This window comes from Paraburkholderia sp. BL27I4N3 (assembly GCF_003386115.1).
Classification (GTDB): Bacteria; Pseudomonadota; Gammaproteobacteria; order Burkholderiales; family Burkholderiaceae; genus Paraburkholderia.
Genome location: NZ_QREJ01000001.1, coordinates 5,349,363 through 5,363,481, shown reverse-complemented (window position 1 = coordinate 5,363,481; position 14,119 = coordinate 5,349,363). Strand labels below are relative to the sequence as shown.

At 63.0% G+C, this 14,119-nt stretch carries 13 protein-coding genes; 11 read left to right on the top strand and 2 right to left on the bottom strand.

What is annotated here, in order from left to right; all coding sequences use genetic code 11:
• Positions 1 to 222: 222 nt before the first annotated feature.
• The 7 genes from deoC to B0G71_RS24400 all read left to right on the top strand — a co-directional run bounded on the left by deoC (position 223) and on the right by B0G71_RS24400 (position 9,700).
• Positions 223 to 1,233, top strand: a complete 1,011-nt coding sequence (gene deoC / locus B0G71_RS24430; protein ID WP_116144853.1) for a deoxyribose-phosphate aldolase — start codon at positions 223 to 225, stop codon at positions 1,231 to 1,233.
• A gap of 16 nt (positions 1,234 to 1,249) precedes the next feature.
• On the top strand, positions 1,250 to 3,640 hold the full coding sequence (locus B0G71_RS24425) for an aldehyde dehydrogenase family protein (protein ID WP_116144851.1): 2,391 nt from the start codon (positions 1,250 to 1,252) through the stop codon (positions 3,638 to 3,640).
• Between the two features lie 182 nt (positions 3,641 to 3,822).
• On the top strand, positions 3,823 to 4,791 hold the full coding sequence (gene rbsK / locus B0G71_RS24420) for a ribokinase (protein ID WP_116144849.1): 969 nt from the start codon (positions 3,823 to 3,825) through the stop codon (positions 4,789 to 4,791).
• A 39-nt stretch (positions 4,792 to 4,830) separates the two neighbouring features.
• Positions 4,831 to 5,889, top strand: a complete 1,059-nt coding sequence (locus tag B0G71_RS24415; protein WP_116144847.1) for an ABC transporter permease — start codon at positions 4,831 to 4,833, stop codon at positions 5,887 to 5,889.
• Positions 5,890 to 5,984: 95 nt separating this feature from the next.
• The gene (locus B0G71_RS24410) at positions 5,985 to 6,989 is read left to right on the top strand and encodes an autoinducer 2 ABC transporter substrate-binding protein (RefSeq protein ID WP_116144845.1); all 1,005 of its coding nucleotides are present in this window, start codon (positions 5,985 to 5,987) and stop codon (positions 6,987 to 6,989) included.
• Positions 6,990 to 7,066: 77 nt separating this feature from the next.
• Positions 7,067 to 8,626, top strand: a complete 1,560-nt coding sequence (locus B0G71_RS24405; protein WP_116144843.1) for a sugar ABC transporter ATP-binding protein — start codon at positions 7,067 to 7,069, stop codon at positions 8,624 to 8,626.
• Positions 8,627 to 8,641: 15 nt separating this feature from the next.
• Positions 8,642 to 9,700, top strand: coding sequence for an ABC transporter permease (locus B0G71_RS24400; protein ID WP_116144841.1), 1,059 nt, complete (start codon positions 8,642 to 8,644; stop codon positions 9,698 to 9,700).
• A gap of 63 nt (positions 9,701 to 9,763) precedes the next feature.
• Here the strand turns inward: B0G71_RS24400 and B0G71_RS24395 are convergent, their stop codons facing one another.
• Positions 9,764 to 10,489, bottom strand: a complete 726-nt coding sequence (locus B0G71_RS24395) for a DeoR/GlpR family DNA-binding transcription regulator (protein WP_106277967.1) — start codon at positions 10,487 to 10,489, stop codon at positions 9,764 to 9,766.
• Positions 10,490 to 10,784: 295 nt separating this feature from the next.
• Between B0G71_RS24395 and B0G71_RS41750 the strand changes: the two genes are divergently transcribed.
• Both B0G71_RS41750 and B0G71_RS24385 read left to right on the top strand, forming a co-directional pair.
• Positions 10,785 to 11,333, top strand: coding sequence for a hypothetical protein (locus B0G71_RS41750; RefSeq protein ID WP_220377331.1), 549 nt, complete (start codon positions 10,785 to 10,787; stop codon positions 11,331 to 11,333).
• Positions 11,330 to 11,782 carry a hypothetical protein gene (locus B0G71_RS24385; protein WP_116144839.1) on the top strand — a complete coding sequence of 151 codons (453 nt, stop codon included), beginning with the start codon at positions 11,330 to 11,332 and terminating at the stop codon, positions 11,780 to 11,782. The genes B0G71_RS41750 and B0G71_RS24385 overlap by 4 nt, the downstream gene beginning before the upstream one ends.
• Before the next feature lie 54 nt (positions 11,783 to 11,836).
• On the opposite strand, the gene B0G71_RS24380 is transcribed toward B0G71_RS24385, so the two are convergent.
• The gene (locus tag B0G71_RS24380; protein ID WP_116144837.1) at positions 11,837 to 12,640 is read right to left on the bottom strand and encodes a helix-turn-helix domain-containing protein; all 804 of its coding nucleotides are present in this window, start codon (positions 12,638 to 12,640) and stop codon (positions 11,837 to 11,839) included.
• Between the two features lie 98 nt (positions 12,641 to 12,738).
• Here B0G71_RS24380 and B0G71_RS24375 point away from each other — a divergent pair, with 98 nt between their 5' ends.
• Both B0G71_RS24375 and B0G71_RS24370 read left to right on the top strand, forming a co-directional pair.
• Positions 12,739 to 12,990 (top strand): hypothetical protein, encoded by a 252-nt coding sequence (locus B0G71_RS24375; protein WP_116144835.1) that lies wholly within the window; start codon positions 12,739 to 12,741, stop codon positions 12,988 to 12,990.
• Positions 12,991 to 13,027: 37 nt separating this feature from the next.
• Positions 13,028 to 13,987 (top strand): zinc-binding alcohol dehydrogenase family protein, encoded by a 960-nt coding sequence (locus B0G71_RS24370; protein WP_116144833.1) that lies wholly within the window; start codon positions 13,028 to 13,030, stop codon positions 13,985 to 13,987.
• The last annotated feature ends 132 nt before the right edge of the window (positions 13,988 to 14,119 follow it).

Sequence of the window (14,119 nt, the reverse complement as noted above, 5' to 3'; positions counted from 1 at the left end):
ATTCTTTTCTTTGTATAACGCTATCCGGCCGAAAACCGTGTTGTGATCTTCGCATCATGAATATGGTGCGTCAATAACATTCACGGGCATTCACCGGGTTCAGCCGGGAGATGATGTAACGATTGCTCGCAAAGCTTGTTATGATTCTATCAATCGTTGTAGCATAAGTGCGAGCAAATTGTCGGCGGCTGTTGTGCGTCGCATCATATTTTCGGATGTCTTATGCCAGAAGCCCCATTGCAGTCTTCATCGGTCGTCGCGCTGCGCGGCACACCGATCGTTCATCCCGAGCGCAATCCCGGCATGCCGTTCGACGCCTCCTGGCTCGACGGCTTGCGCGTCAACCAGTCGGCGGTTGAACGGCGCACCGCCACGCTCGGCACGCGCCGCAGCGTCAAGAAAGATGCGCAGGCGGCCTGGCTGCTCAAAGCCGTCACCTGCATCGACCTCACCACGCTCAACGGCGACGACACCGAAGGCCGCGTGCGGCGGCTCTGCGCGAAGGCGCGACAACCGGTGCGCGCCGATCTGCTCGAAGCGCTCGGCATCGCGCCGCAAGGCATCACGACGGGCGCGGTGTGCGTGTATCACCGCTTCGTCGCGGCGGCGGTCGATGCGCTGCACGGCAGCGGCATTCCGGTTGCCGCGGTCTCTACGGGTTTTCCTGCGGGCTTGATTCCGCATCCGCTGAAGCTGAAAGAGATCGAAGCCTCGGTCGCGGACGGGGCGCAGGAAATCGACATCGTCGTCACGCGTGAATATGTGCTCACCGGCAACTGGCAGGCGCTCTACGACGAAGTGCGCGACTTCCGCGCGGCCTGCGGCCCGGCGCATCTGAAAACCATTCTTGCCACCGGCGACATCCGCACGCTTTCGAACGTGGCGCGCGCGTCGATGGTCTGCATGATGGCCGGCGCCGACTTCATCAAGACATCCACCGGCAAGGAAGGCGTCAACGCGACGCTGGATGTCTCGCTCGTGATGGTGCGCATGATCCGCGAATACCAGGAACGCACTGGCGTGCTGATCGGCTTCAAACCGGCGGGCGGCGTATCGACTGCGAAGTCGGTGCTGTCGTATCAGATCCTGATGAAAGAAGAACTCGGCCGTGCGTGGCTCGAACCGGATCTGTTCCGGATCGGCGCGTCGAGCCTGCTGGCCGATATCGAACGCCAGCTCGAACATTACGTGAGCGGCCGTTACTCCGCTTTCAACCGTCACCCCGTAGCCTGAACAGAAGACCGATCCCATGAGCGTAGCCGAGTATTTTTCATCGATGGAGTACGGTCCCGCACCCGAGGACGATCAACCCGCGCGCGCCTGGCTGGCGCAGCATGAAGATGGCTTCGGGCATTTCATCGGCGGCGCGTGGCATGCGCCGGCTGCGGGTGAGCGCTTCGCGTCGAACGCGCCCGCGACCGGCGAGCAACTCGCCCAGGTCGCTCAAGGCGACGCGGCCGACATCGACGCCGCCATAGCTGCCGCGCGCGCCGCGCAGCCGGGCTGGCTCGCGTTGGGCGGCGCCGGACGGGCGCGGCATCTGTACACGCTGGCCCGCATGGTGCAGCGTCATAGCCGGCTGTTCGCGGTGCTCGAAGCGCTCGACAACGGCAAGCCGATCCGCGAAACGCGCGATATCGACGTGCCGCTCGTCGCGCGTCACTTTCTGCATCACGCGGGGTGGGCGCAGTTGCAGGAGAGCGAGTTCGCGGATTACGCGCCGCTCGGCGTGGTCGGTCAGATCGTGCCGTGGAATTTCCCGCTGTTGATGCTCGCGTGGAAGATCGCGCCGGCCATTGCCATGGGCAATTGCGTGGTGTTGAAGCCGGCTGAATACACGCCGCTCACCGCGTTGCTGTTCGCGGAACTCGCGCATCGCGCCGGCTTGCCGGCCGGCGTGCTGAACGTCGTCACGGGCGACGGACGCACTGGCGCGGCATTGGTCGAGCATCCGCAAGTCGACAAGATCGCCTTTACCGGTTCGACGGAAGTGGGCCGGCTGATCCGATCGGCCACGGCGGGTTCCGGCAAGTCGCTCACACTCGAACTCGGCGGCAAATCGCCTTTCATCGTGTTCGACGACGCTGATCTGGACGGCGCCGTCGAAGGCGTCGTCGACGCAATCTGGTTCAACCAGGGGCAGGTCTGCTGCGCGGGCTCGCGGCTGCTGGTGCAGGAAGGCGTCGAAGCGCGTTTCATCGCCAAGCTGAAACGGCGCATGGAGACGCTGCGCGTGGGCACGTCGCTCGACAAAAGCATCGATCTCGGCGCGATTGTCGATCCGGTGCAACTCGAACGTATCCAGTCGCTGGTGGAAACTGGCCGGCGTGAAGGTTGCTCGGTCTGGCAGTCGCCTGATACGACCATGCCTTCCGGCGGCTGCTTTTTTCCGCCGACGCTCGTCACTGGTGTAGCCCCAGCTTCCACGCTCGCACAGGAAGAAATCTTCGGCCCGGTGCTGGTGACGATGAGCTTCCGCACGCCCGACGAAGCGATCGCGCTCGCCAACAACTCGCGTTATGGACTCGCCGCGAGCGTGTGGAGCGAAACCATCGGCCGTGCGCTCGACGTTGCACCGCGCCTCGCCAGCGGCGTCGTCTGGATCAACGCGACAAATCTGTTCGACGCGGCGGTCGGCTTTGGCGGCTATCGCGAATCGGGCTACGGCCGCGAAGGCGGGCGTGAGGGCATCTACGAATATCTGAAACCGCGGGCGTGGCTCAAGCTTGCGGAGCGCCGTTTGGCGCCGGCCCCTGCGCGCAACGCGGAGACGCTCGACCCGTTGTCGAACGTCACCTCGATTGACCGGACCGCGAAACTGTTTATCGGCGGCAAGCAGGCGCGTCCTGACAGCGGCTATTCTCTGCCGGTGCATGCGCCGGACGGCACGCCCGTCGGCGAAGTGGCCGCGGGCAATCGCAAGGACATCCGCAACGCGGTCGAAGCGGCGCGCGCGGCGCAGAAATGGTCGCAGGCGAGCACGCATAACCGCGCGCAAGTGCTGTTCTATCTGGCGGAAAATCTCGCCGTGCGCGCTGACGAATTCGTGCGCCAGCTCGTCGTGCGAAACGGTGCGACGGAGGCCGCGGCGCGTGCCGAAGTGGATGCCTCCGTGCAGCGCCTTTTCACGTACGCGGCGTGGGCCGACAAGTTCGATGGCGCCGTGCATACGCCGCCGTTGCGCGGCGTCGCGCTGGCCATGCATGAGCCGCTCGGGGTGATCGGCATCGCCTGCCCGGATGAAGCGCCGCTGCTCGGCTTCGTTTCGCTGGCGGCGCCCGCGCTGGCGATGGGCAATCGCGTGGTGGTGCTGCCGAGCGAGGCGTCGCCGCTCACGGTTACCGACTTCTATCAGGTGGCCGAGACGTCCGACGTGCCCGGCGGCGTGCTGAACATCGTGACGGGCGAACGCGGCGCGTTGCTGCCCGCGCTCGTCAAACACGACGACGTCGATGCGGTCTGGTGCTTCGGCAGCGCGGCGGATTCGACGCTGGTCGAGCGCGAATCGGTCGGCAACCTGAAGCGAACGTTTGTCGATTACGGTCGCCAGTTCGACTGGTTCGACCGTGCGAGCGAAGGCCGGCCGTTCCTGCGTCAGGCGGTGCAGGTGAAGAACATCTGGATACCGTACGGAGATTGACCGGCTGATCCGCCAACCGTACCGAACGTCTTGAAGTAAAGACACGCACGCCAACCAGAAAATGGAGGAGACAACGTGCTGAAGAATCTGGATTTGTTGCTGCATACATTGGTGTTGTGCGCATGTGAAGCATCGACCCGAAGCTTCTTGAATCAGGCTGGATTGCCGCAAGGGGCGCCCGCATGAACACGCCTTCGCAAGCAACCGGAAAGGGGCGCGTCGTCATTCTCGGCATCTATGTGACCGATCTGACGTTTCGCGCCGGACGTATGCCGCAGATCGGCGAAACGATCGCGGGCACGGCGTTCGCCATGGGGCCGGGCGGCAAGGGCTCGAATCAGGCGGTCGCGGCTGCGCGGGTCGGCGCGGACGTGGTGTTCTGCACCCGCATCGGCAACGACGCGTTCGGCTCCATCGCACGCGCCACCTGGGCCGCTGAGGGCATCACGGCGCGCGCGTCGGTGATCGACGGCGTGTCGACGGGCGCGGCGCATATTTTCGTCGACGACAACACCGGCATGAACGCGATCATCGTCGCATCCGGCGCGGCTGGCACGATGGAAGCCGCCGACGTCGATGCAATCGAAGCCGACATCGCGTCGGCCCGCGTGTTCGTCACGCAACTCGAACAGCCGCTCGAAGCCGCGCGGCGCGGGCTCGAAGTAGCGCGCAAGCACGGCGTGATCACCGTGTTCAATCCGGCGCCCGCCATGCCGCTCGACGACGCCATCTTCCCGCTGTGCGACTACATCACCCCGAATGAAACCGAAGCGACCGCATTGACCGGTGTGCCGATCGCCAACGCCGACGACGCCCGCCGCGCCGCCGACGTTTTGCTCGCCAAAGGCGTCGGCACGGCAATCATCACGCTGGGCGAGGGCGGAGCGCTGTTGCACTCGGCGACTCAATCGCACCTCGTGCCCGCGTATCGCTGCGGCCGCGTGGTGGAGACCGCCGGCGCCGGCGACGGCTTCACGGGCGGCTTCGCGGCAGCGCTCGCACGTGGTGACGACGCGATCACCGCATTGCGTTTTGGTTGCGCACTCGCCGGTATTTCCGTGACGCGTCCAGGCACGGCGCCTTCCATGCCGACGCTCGCCGAAGTGAATCAAGTGCTGAACCAGCCGGCCGGCGTATCCCAGCCATCCTGAACTGACCGTTTGCGAAGCCCGAAGGAGCGTGTCGTTACCATGAAGTCTGCGTTCACCGCTGGAAAACTGTTCGGCGACCGGCAACTGAATTTCCTGCTGATCGTCAACGTGCTCGTCGTGCTGGTCGCGACGTGGCTCTCGCGCGGCCAATTCGTCGACATCGACAATCTGCAGTCGATGGGCGGCCAGTTGCCCGAGCTCGGCCTGCTCGCACTCGGCATCATGCTCTCAATGGTGTCGGGCAACGGTGGCATCGATCTGTCCGGTGTCGGGCTCGCCAACCTGTCCGGCATGGTGGCCGCGCTGGTCGTGCCGCGCTTCGTCAATGGCGACGATTCACCCGCGCTGTACACGTCGCTGTTCTGCGTGATCGTGGTGGCGATGGGATTGCTGGGTGGACTGTTGAACGGCGTGGTGATCGCGCGCCTCAGACTCACGCCGATTCTCTGCACGCTCGGCACACAGCTGCTGTTCACCGGTTTTGCGGTGGTGCTCAGCAATGGCGCCTCGGTGCATGTCGATTACGTGGACCCGTTGTCGAATATCGGCAACGGTACGGTGTTTCAGGTGCCGATCGCATTCTGCATCTTTATCGCGGCGGTGATCGTGCTGGGGTGGCTGCTCAAGCGCAGTCCATTCGGCTTGCGTCTCTATCTGATGGGCACCAATCCGAAAGCGGCCTTCTATGCCGGCATTCCGCGCGCTCGCATGCTGATCACGACGTATGCGATGTGCGGCGTGCTCGCGTCGCTGGCTGGCCTGATCAGCGCGACGCATACGTCCAGCGCGAAATGGGACTACGGCAACTCCTATCTGCTGATCGCGATCCTGATCGCGGTGATGGGCGGGGTGAATCCTGCCGGCGGTCATGGCCGCATCATCTGCGTGTTCTTCGCCGCGACGGTGCTGCAGTTTCTCTCCAGCCTGTTCAATCTGATGGGCGTGTCGCAGTTTTTCGGCGACTGCGCGTGGGGTTTTCTATTGCTGCTGTCGCTGGCGTTTGCGGGTGGCGAACGGGTGCGCGCGATCTTCGGCTTCGGCGGCGGGACGGGCGCTTCGAATGCGGTGAGTTCAGCGAGTTCAACGCCAAAAAGTTAGCGGCGTTGCATGAAGTTTCAGTACGCGGCGGACAACGAGCCCAGGCTGTCCGTGACGGTGAAGTGGGCGACATCGAACGATAAAGGAGACATCGCATGAAATTGACTCGACTGGGTGCGGCGCTTGCGGCAGGGGCGCTGACGGTAGGCGTGATCGCTGCGGCGCAGGCTGCCACGAACGAAACGATCGTCACGGTCGTCAAGGTGACCGGCATCAACTGGTTCAACCGCATGGACGACGGCGTCAAGCAGTTCGCCAAGGACAACCCCAACATCAACGCGTATCAGACCGGCCCCGGCCGTGCGGACGCGGCGCAGCAACTGAAGATCATCGAAGATCTGATCGCCAAGAAGGTGACGGCCATTGCCGTGGTGCCCTACGATCCGCCGACGCTCGAACCCGCGCTGAAGAAGGCGATGGATCGCGGCATCAAGGTGGTCACGCATGAAGCGGACAACGCCAAGAACACGATGGTCGATATCGAGGCGTTCGACAACACCGCTTACGGCGCGGGCCTCAACGAGCGGCTCGCCTCGTGCATGCACGACGACGGCAAGTGGGCCGTGCTGGTCGGCTCGCTCGGCAGCCGTTCCCAGGTGCAATGGGCGGACGGCGGTATCGGCAACGCCAAGGCCAAGTATCCGAAGATGAACCTGGTCGAGCCGAAGCTCGAAACCAACAACGACGGCGAGCGCGCCTATGAAGTCGCGAAGGAAGTGCTGCGCAAGCATCCGGACCTGAAGGGCTTCCAGGGTTCCTCGTCGCTCGACGTGATCGGCATTGGCCGCGCGGTGGAAGAGGCCGGCATGCAGGGCAAGATCTGCGTCTACGGCACGGGTCTGCCGACGGAAGCCGGCAAGTTCCTCGAAAGCGGCGCGATCAACGGCATCGCGTTCTGGGATCCGAAGCTCGCGGGCATCGCGATGAACAAGGTCGCGAAAATGCTGGTGGACGGCAAGACGGTTGAAAACGGAGCCGACCTCGGCATTCCGGGCTACACGAAGGTGACGGTCGCTAAAGGTCCGGGCAAGGGCATCATCGTGCGCGGGCAGGGCTGGGTGAACGTCGACAAGTCGAACTACAAGCAGTATCCGTTCTGAACTTTGCGGCTTCCGGTTTTTGTTTCATGTGTCATGGCGTCCTCGCAAGGGGACGCCTCAACCTGTGACCCGCTACAATGAATCAAGACGCAACCTCACCTAAGTCACCGCAGTCCGACGCGTCGCAGCCGTTTTTGCAGGTTGTCGGCGTGCACAAGCGCTTCACCGGCGTGCATGCGTTGCGCGGCGTCAGCCTGTCGTTTGAACGCGGGCAGATTTATCACCTGCTCGGCGAAAACGGTTGCGGCAAGAGCACGCTCATCAAGATCATTTCCGGCGCGCAGCCGCCCGACGAAGGCGAACTCGTGATCGAAGGCGTGCGGCATGCGCGGCTCTCCGCGCTCGAATCGCTCGCCGCCGGCATCGAGACCGTGTATCAGGACCTCTCGCTGCTGCCCAACATGAACGTGGCCGAAAACGTCGCGCTCACGTCGGAGCTCGCCACCCATCAAGGCAAGCTGGTCCGCACCTTCGACCGGCGCGAGCTGGCCCGCACGGCCGCGCGTGCACTCGAAGCAGTCGGCCTGCCCGGCAACGCGGAGTTTCAGGCCACGCTGATCGAGCAATTGCCGCTCGCCACGCGGCAACTGGTGGCGATTGCCCGCGCGATCGCCAGCGAGGCGAAGTTCGTCATCATGGACGAACCCACCACGTCGCTCACGCAAAAGGAAGTCGACAATCTGATTGCCGTGCTCGCCAATCTGCGCGCGCAGGGCGTCACCGTGCTGTTCGTGAGCCACAAGCTCGACGAATGCTATGCGATCGGCGGCGAAGTGATCGTGCTGCGCGATGGGCAGAAAATGGCGCAAGGACCGATCGCGCAATTCACCAAGGCGCAGATCAGCGAATTGATGACAGGGCGGCATCTGTCGAATGAGCGCTATCGCGAAGGTGCACACGAGCCCAACGTCGTGCTTGAGGTGCGAGGCTATACGCGCGCCGGCCAGTTCAGCGACGTGTCGTTTGCGCTGCACGGTGGCGAGATTCTCGGCATTACCGGTTTGCTCGACTCGGGCCGCAACGAACTCGCACGTGCGCTCGCGGGTGTCGCGCCGGCGCAATCCGGGCAAGTGACGCTCGACGGCAAGACGGTTTCACTGCGCACGCCCTCGGACGCGAAGAATCATCGCATCGGCTATGTGCCGGAAGATCGCCTGAACGAAGGGCTCTTTCTCGACAAGCCGATTCGCGACAACGTGATCACCGCAATGATCTCCAGCCTGCGCGACCGCTTCGGCCAGATCGACCGCGTCCGCGCGCAGGCGCTCGCGGAGCAGACGGTGAAGGATTTGCAGATCGCCACGCCGGGTGTCGACAAGCCGGTGCAATCGCTGTCGGGCGGCAACCAGCAGCGCGTGCTGATCGGCCGCTGGCTCGCCATCGACCCACGCGTGTTGATTCTGCATGGGCCGACGGTCGGCGTCGACGTCGGCTCGAAGGACATCATTTACCGCATCATGCAGCGCCTGTCGCAACGCGGCATCGGCATCATTCTGATCAGCGACGATTTGCCAGAACTGCTGCAGAACTGCGACCGCATCCTGATGATGAAAAAAGGCCGCGTGGCCAGCGAATATCAGGCCGACACGTTGAGCGAAGCCGATCTGTATCACGCGCTGCTTTCGGAAGCCGCATAAAGGACGTTCCCATTTATGAACTCGCGCATCGATTCGCGCCTGAACCAGACCATGACCACCCCGACCGTCGTCGAAGTCGCCCCCGAGGTCAAGCCGCCGAGCTTGCGGGCCAAGCTCGCGCGTAATCCCGAATGGTTCACCCTGGCATTGATCGTGGTGACGTGCCTGATTGTCGGCGCGATCAATCCGCGCTTCTTCCAGTTGGCGACGCTGTTCGACCTGTTGCATTCCGCGACCACGATGTCGCTGTTCGCTCTGGGCACGCTCGTGGTGCTGGCCTCCGGCGGGATCGACGTGTCGTTCACTGCGATTGCCGCGCTGACCATGTACGGCATCACCAAGGCCGTCTTCGCCTGGTGGCCGGATGCGCCGTTCGCGCTGATCCTGATCGCGGGCGCGCTCGGCGGCGTCGTGCTCGGCATTGTGAACGGGTTGCTGGTGCATCGGCTGAAGGCGCCTTCGCTGATCGTCACGATCGGCACACAGTATCTGTATCGCGGGCTGCTGCTGACGTTCATCGGCACGACGTTCTTCATGAACATTCCGCACAGCATGGATCATTTCGGCCGTATCCCGCTGTTTTTCTATCACACCGCTGACGGCCTGCGGGCCGTGCTGCCGGTATCGGTTGTCGCGTTGGTGGCGGCCGCGGTGGTCACGTGGTGGCTGCTGAATCGCACGATGATGGGACGCGGCGTCTATGCGATGGGCGGCAGTCTCGCGATTGCTGAGCGGCTCGGCTACAGCCTGCGCGCGATCCATCTGTTCGTGTTCGGCTACACCGGCATGCTGGCCGGTATCGCGGGCATTTTGCACGTGTCGAACAACCGGCTCGCCAATCCGTTCGATCTGGTGGGCACCGAACTCGACGTGATCGCCGCTGTGATTCTGGGCGGCGCGCGCATTACGGGCGGCACGGGGACGGTGGCCGGCACGTTGCTCGGCGTGGTGCTGGTTACGCTGATCAATAGCGTGCTGATTCTGGTGGGCGTGCCGAGCACCTGGCAGAAGGTGATTATCGGCGCTTTCATTCTGGTCGCCGGGACGCTGTTCGCCTTGCAGCGCAAGAACTGAAGACTGAGCCGCGGCCTCCGCGTTGCGAGCGGGGGCCGCAAATGCAGAGGCGAGCAGGTGCGCCTAGCGGCGCTTGCGATGCTCCTGGCCTTTCTCGGTGATGATGGAGTCGAAGTCGTCCACTTGCGAGAAACGCACGGCTTTCACCACGCCGAACTTGCTCTGGTCCACCACCAGATGCCGCTCGACCGCGCTCGCCATGGCGGCCTGTTTCAGCGCGACCTCATGAAAATTCCAGCATGTCACGCCGCGCGCCGCGTCTACGCCGCCGGCTGAAATGAACGCCTTGTTGATGCCCATGCGGCGCAACATCTCCAGACTTTCTTCGCCGGCGAACGAATCGGACGAAGGGACATAGACGCCGCCCAGCAGAATCATCCGCACATTGGGTTTGCGCCGCAGAATCTCCGCGACGTTCAGCGAATAGCACACCACCGTGACATGCCGCTCGACCGGGATCAGCCTGGCCAGCGTGGTGAGCGTTGTGCCGCAGTCGATGAACAGCGTCTCGTTGTTGCCGATGAGTCCCGCCGCGATTGCCGACGCCTCGGCCTTGGCCTGCGCGAAGTGGTCTTTCTCTTCTTCGAGTGAATAGCCGGCGTTATTGGGGACGTCGGTCGCGCTGACGATGTAGCCGCCGAGATACGTGAATCGCTCGGGACTGCCGGCGATATCGCGCCGGACAGTCATTTCCGAAACGCCCAGCAGGCCGGCGGCGTCGCGCAGGCGCATCACGTTTTGCCTGCCCAGTGCTTCGGCAAGGGCGCGGAGGCGGTCGGGTTTCAGCATGGAGCTCCTGTCGCGCAGTGAGGAAGGGCGTTATGTTTTGTTCGATTTGGTGAAAGAATTATAACAAGAGGCGGTGCGCACGGCGAGCGGGATATCGGTTGTTTGGGACGGCCGGCGGCATCTGCTCGCGCGTTTTGGTACTGTCCAGTGCGGAAGAATTGCTGAGGTCAAATGGCGGATCGCGTTCTTCTCGAAGTCCACTCACGCGGCCATAGAATTTCATAGCGCTTATTGGCTAGATGAAGCAGGGCTTTATTGGTGAGCAGCGATTGCGCGGAACGCGATTGTATTCAGAATGAATGCATCGTTTTTAATCCGCACCGCATTGCGCGATTCATTCATTTACATTTCTGTAAGCCTCGTTATAATCCGAACGCTTAGTCGCGGCTTTTTTGCGGCCGGAGAAAAACTGACAACGTCGCGTGGAAAACGGATCACGATAATGGCTGGCGGACAAAATATCAAAACTCTGTGCGAGAACCACTGGGCGCGATGGAAAGCCGATTGCAGCGGCTTCCTGAAGGCCGTCGCGGCGGACCTCGATATCACGTTGACGGGTGATGCGAACAGCATTATCGACACGATCGGCCGCGCCCCGTGGACTCAACTCGGCTCGGATGCCGATAAGGCCGTGGCTTATGCGGGACTCGGCTATCTGGTGGTTGCCGGATTGAAGGCGACGCATCACGGCCATGTGGTGATTGTCATGCCGGGTCAATCGAAACCTTATCCGCTCGCGTATTGGGGCCGATATGGCGGCGTCGGACGGAAAAACACCGCCATTAACTTTTCCTGGTCGCATGCGGATCTCGCGAACGTCCAGTATTACGCTATCAAGCCATGAAGCAGAGTCTTATCACGCGAGCGGTTATCGCCGTTGCCGGTCTGTTGATTGCGGCCCCGGTTGCTGTCGCGCAATCGTGTCATTACAACGAGGTGAATCCCGGCACCGGCAAGCTCAGCGTCGGCGACCTGTCCATCGATCTGGGTCAGAGCGACGGCACGGAGAGTCCGACGGCGTGGCTCGGTCCGCTCACGCTAAGCCGTGCGGGTGGCGCGCCGTGCTCCGTGGACCCGAACGTCAGCATCGTCGAGCGGCCGCTTTATTCGAACGGCAAGCAGCTTCTCGTCTCCACGTATTCCGGCAGCGAGCAGGTGGTCTATGCGATCGATGCGTCGACCTGCAAGATCCAGTGGAAAAGCGATTCGTTTTCCGGCAAGGTCAAACTGAGCGGCAACCGTTTGCAGATGGATAAGCGCAAGGTGAAATTGGGCTCCAACTGCACGCCTTGAGGAGGCTTGCCAAAGTGTGCTGCATATTCAATTCGCTCCAGCCGCGTTTGAAGATCAGGCAGGCGCGACGCGCGACTCCTGCGTGTCCGCCGCGAGATATCGGCCCGGCGTCGTTCCCATCGCTCTGCGAAACATATCGATAAACGCGCTGACGTTGTCGTAACCCAATTCGAGCGCGATCGTCGTTACGGGTACGCCATCCGCGACGAGTTCAAGCGCGCGCAGCAACCGCGCCTGTTGACGCCATTGCGCGAACGACATGCCTGTCTCGCTCACGAAGCGGCGACTCAGCGTGCGCGGCGCGAGACCGGCCCACGTCGCCCATTCTTCCAGACGCCGGTTATCGGACAGATCACTAACGAGCGCGTCCGTGATCCGCACCAGCCTCGGGTCTTCCGGGCGCGGCAAATCGAGCGATTCCTCTTTCGACGCTATCAACTCGTCGATGATCACCTCTGCAATCCGCGTCTGCCCCTGATCGAGTTCCACCCCCGGCCATGTCGCGACGCGCCTCACCGCTTCGCGCAACAAAGGCGTGGTTTTGATCGCGCGCGGCTCACGCGGCAACTGCGCGCAGCGGTGCTCGGTAATGAAAACACTCCACCCTGAGAACGGACCATACGAGCGAACCGAGTGGACGCAATGCGGCGGAATCCAGATCGCGTGAGTGGCCGGCACGACCCAATGGCGCTTATCGAGCCCGACCGATACAAGCCCGCTCAACGCGCCCATGAGTTGTCCGCGCGCGTGACTATGCGACGACGTCGCGCGCGCCTCGCTCTGCGTCAATTCCGCCGCGGCGAGGAGCGGCCCTTCGGACGATGTGACGAGATCCGGTCGGATTAATTGCTTCGGCATGGCTGGAACACCGTATTGAATGGCCTTTATACCGGAGACCGGCCGCGTGTGCACGCCTACACTCGATTCCATTCTTTCAATGACTGGAGGGCAATGACATGCGAGCCGAACAGGTTCTCCCCGATTTCGCGGATCGAATCGAAATGCGCGGCGCGACGATCCGCAAGGGCACGGTAGGCGCTTTCCTCGCCAACGCGCGGGTCTGGACCGATCCGCAAGCCAGTGAACAGGCACGCGCCGAAGCCGAGGCCGACATGCTCGACGCACTGCCGGCGCTGCGCGCGCTCGGCTTATTCGACGTGCTCGGCATTCGCGATGTCGCGTTGCGCGATTGGGTGCACGCGCACTGAGCGACGCCTCGCGGCAATCACACAACAAGGAGTCACCATGAAAGCAGCAGTCGTAAAGGCAGCGGGCCAAGCGCCCGTGTATGCCGATTTCGAAGTGCCCGTTGCAGCGCCCGGCCAATGTGTCGTCGACGTGACGGCGTCCGCCCTGAGTCACGTGACGCGGGCGAGGGCAGAGGGTTCGCACTATTCGTCGACGGGGAGCTATCCGTTCGTTGCGGGCGTCGACGGCACCGGGCGCCGGGAAGACGGACAGCGTGTCTACTTCTTCAAGCCGCACGCGCCATTCGGCGCCATGGCCGAGCACAGTCTCGTGTCGGCCACGCATTGCATCGCGTTGCCCGACGCGCTCGACGATGTCACCGCGGCCGCGATCGCGATTCCTGGCATGTCGTCGTGGGCGGCGCTCATCGAGCGGGCGCGCTTCGTCGCCGGCGAGACGGTGTTCATCAACGGAGCAACGGGTACGTCGGGGCGACTGGTTGTGCGGATCGCGAAGCATCTCGGAGCAGGGCGCGTCATCGCAACGGGCCGCAATGCCGCAGCGCTCGAATCGTTGGCGCTTGCCGGTGCCGATAGCACGATCTCCCTGGCGCAGGACGAGAGCGGTCTCACGCGCGCATTCGAAAATACCTTCGGCAACGGCGTGGACGTGGTGCTCGATTATCTCTGGGGCGCGAGCGCGCAGTCGTTGCTTATCGCGGCAGCAAAGGCCTCACCGGACGACTATCCGGTGCGCTTCGTTCAGATCGGTTCCGTGAGCGGCGCGGATATCCAGTTGCCAGGCGCGGTGCTCCGTTCAGCGGCCATCACGCTGATGGGCAGCGGTATCGGCAGTATCCCTTTCGCGCGTCTGCTCGACACGATGAACGCCGTGTTCAATGCCGCCGTGCCCGCCGGATTGCGGGTCGCAACCCAAGCCATCCCGCTCGCGGCGTTAAGCTCGCATTGGGAAAACGCGAGCAGCGCGACGCGCACGGTGTTCATTCCCGCACCATAAGGTCGTGATGCCTGGACCACTCTGAAGATCGACTGCGAAGGCGTCGTCATCTTGCCGGTGAGGATGCCGACGCTCTTCACCTCTACTTCGAACGAGGTATCCGCCTGCGTCGGCGTGACCTCAGGGAATTAC

Coding starts and splice junctions, on each gene's coding strand:
- deoC (WP_116144853.1), top strand. CDS start 223: ATGCCAGAAGCCCCATTGCAGTCTTCATCGGTCGTCGCGCTGCGCGGC.
- B0G71_RS24425 (WP_116144851.1), top strand. CDS start 1,250: ATGAGCGTAGCCGAGTATTTTTCATCGATGGAGTACGGTCCCGCACCC.
- rbsK (WP_116144849.1), top strand. CDS start 3,823: ATGAACACGCCTTCGCAAGCAACCGGAAAGGGGCGCGTCGTCATTCTC.
- B0G71_RS24415 (WP_116144847.1), top strand. CDS start 4,831: ATGAAGTCTGCGTTCACCGCTGGAAAACTGTTCGGCGACCGGCAACTG.
- B0G71_RS24410 (WP_116144845.1), top strand. CDS start 5,985: ATGAAATTGACTCGACTGGGTGCGGCGCTTGCGGCAGGGGCGCTGACG.
- B0G71_RS24405 (WP_116144843.1), top strand. CDS start 7,067: ATGAATCAAGACGCAACCTCACCTAAGTCACCGCAGTCCGACGCGTCG.
- B0G71_RS24400 (WP_116144841.1), top strand. CDS start 8,642: ATGAACTCGCGCATCGATTCGCGCCTGAACCAGACCATGACCACCCCG.
- B0G71_RS24395 (WP_106277967.1), bottom strand. CDS start 10,489: ATGCTGAAACCCGACCGCCTCCGCGCCCTTGCCGAAGCACTGGGCAGG.
- B0G71_RS41750 (WP_220377331.1), top strand. CDS start 10,785: ATGAATGCATCGTTTTTAATCCGCACCGCATTGCGCGATTCATTCATT.
- B0G71_RS24385 (WP_116144839.1), top strand. CDS start 11,330: ATGAAGCAGAGTCTTATCACGCGAGCGGTTATCGCCGTTGCCGGTCTG.
- B0G71_RS24380 (WP_116144837.1), bottom strand. CDS start 12,640: ATGCCGAAGCAATTAATCCGACCGGATCTCGTCACATCGTCCGAAGGG.
- B0G71_RS24375 (WP_116144835.1), top strand. CDS start 12,739: ATGCGAGCCGAACAGGTTCTCCCCGATTTCGCGGATCGAATCGAAATG.
- B0G71_RS24370 (WP_116144833.1), top strand. CDS start 13,028: ATGAAAGCAGCAGTCGTAAAGGCAGCGGGCCAAGCGCCCGTGTATGCC.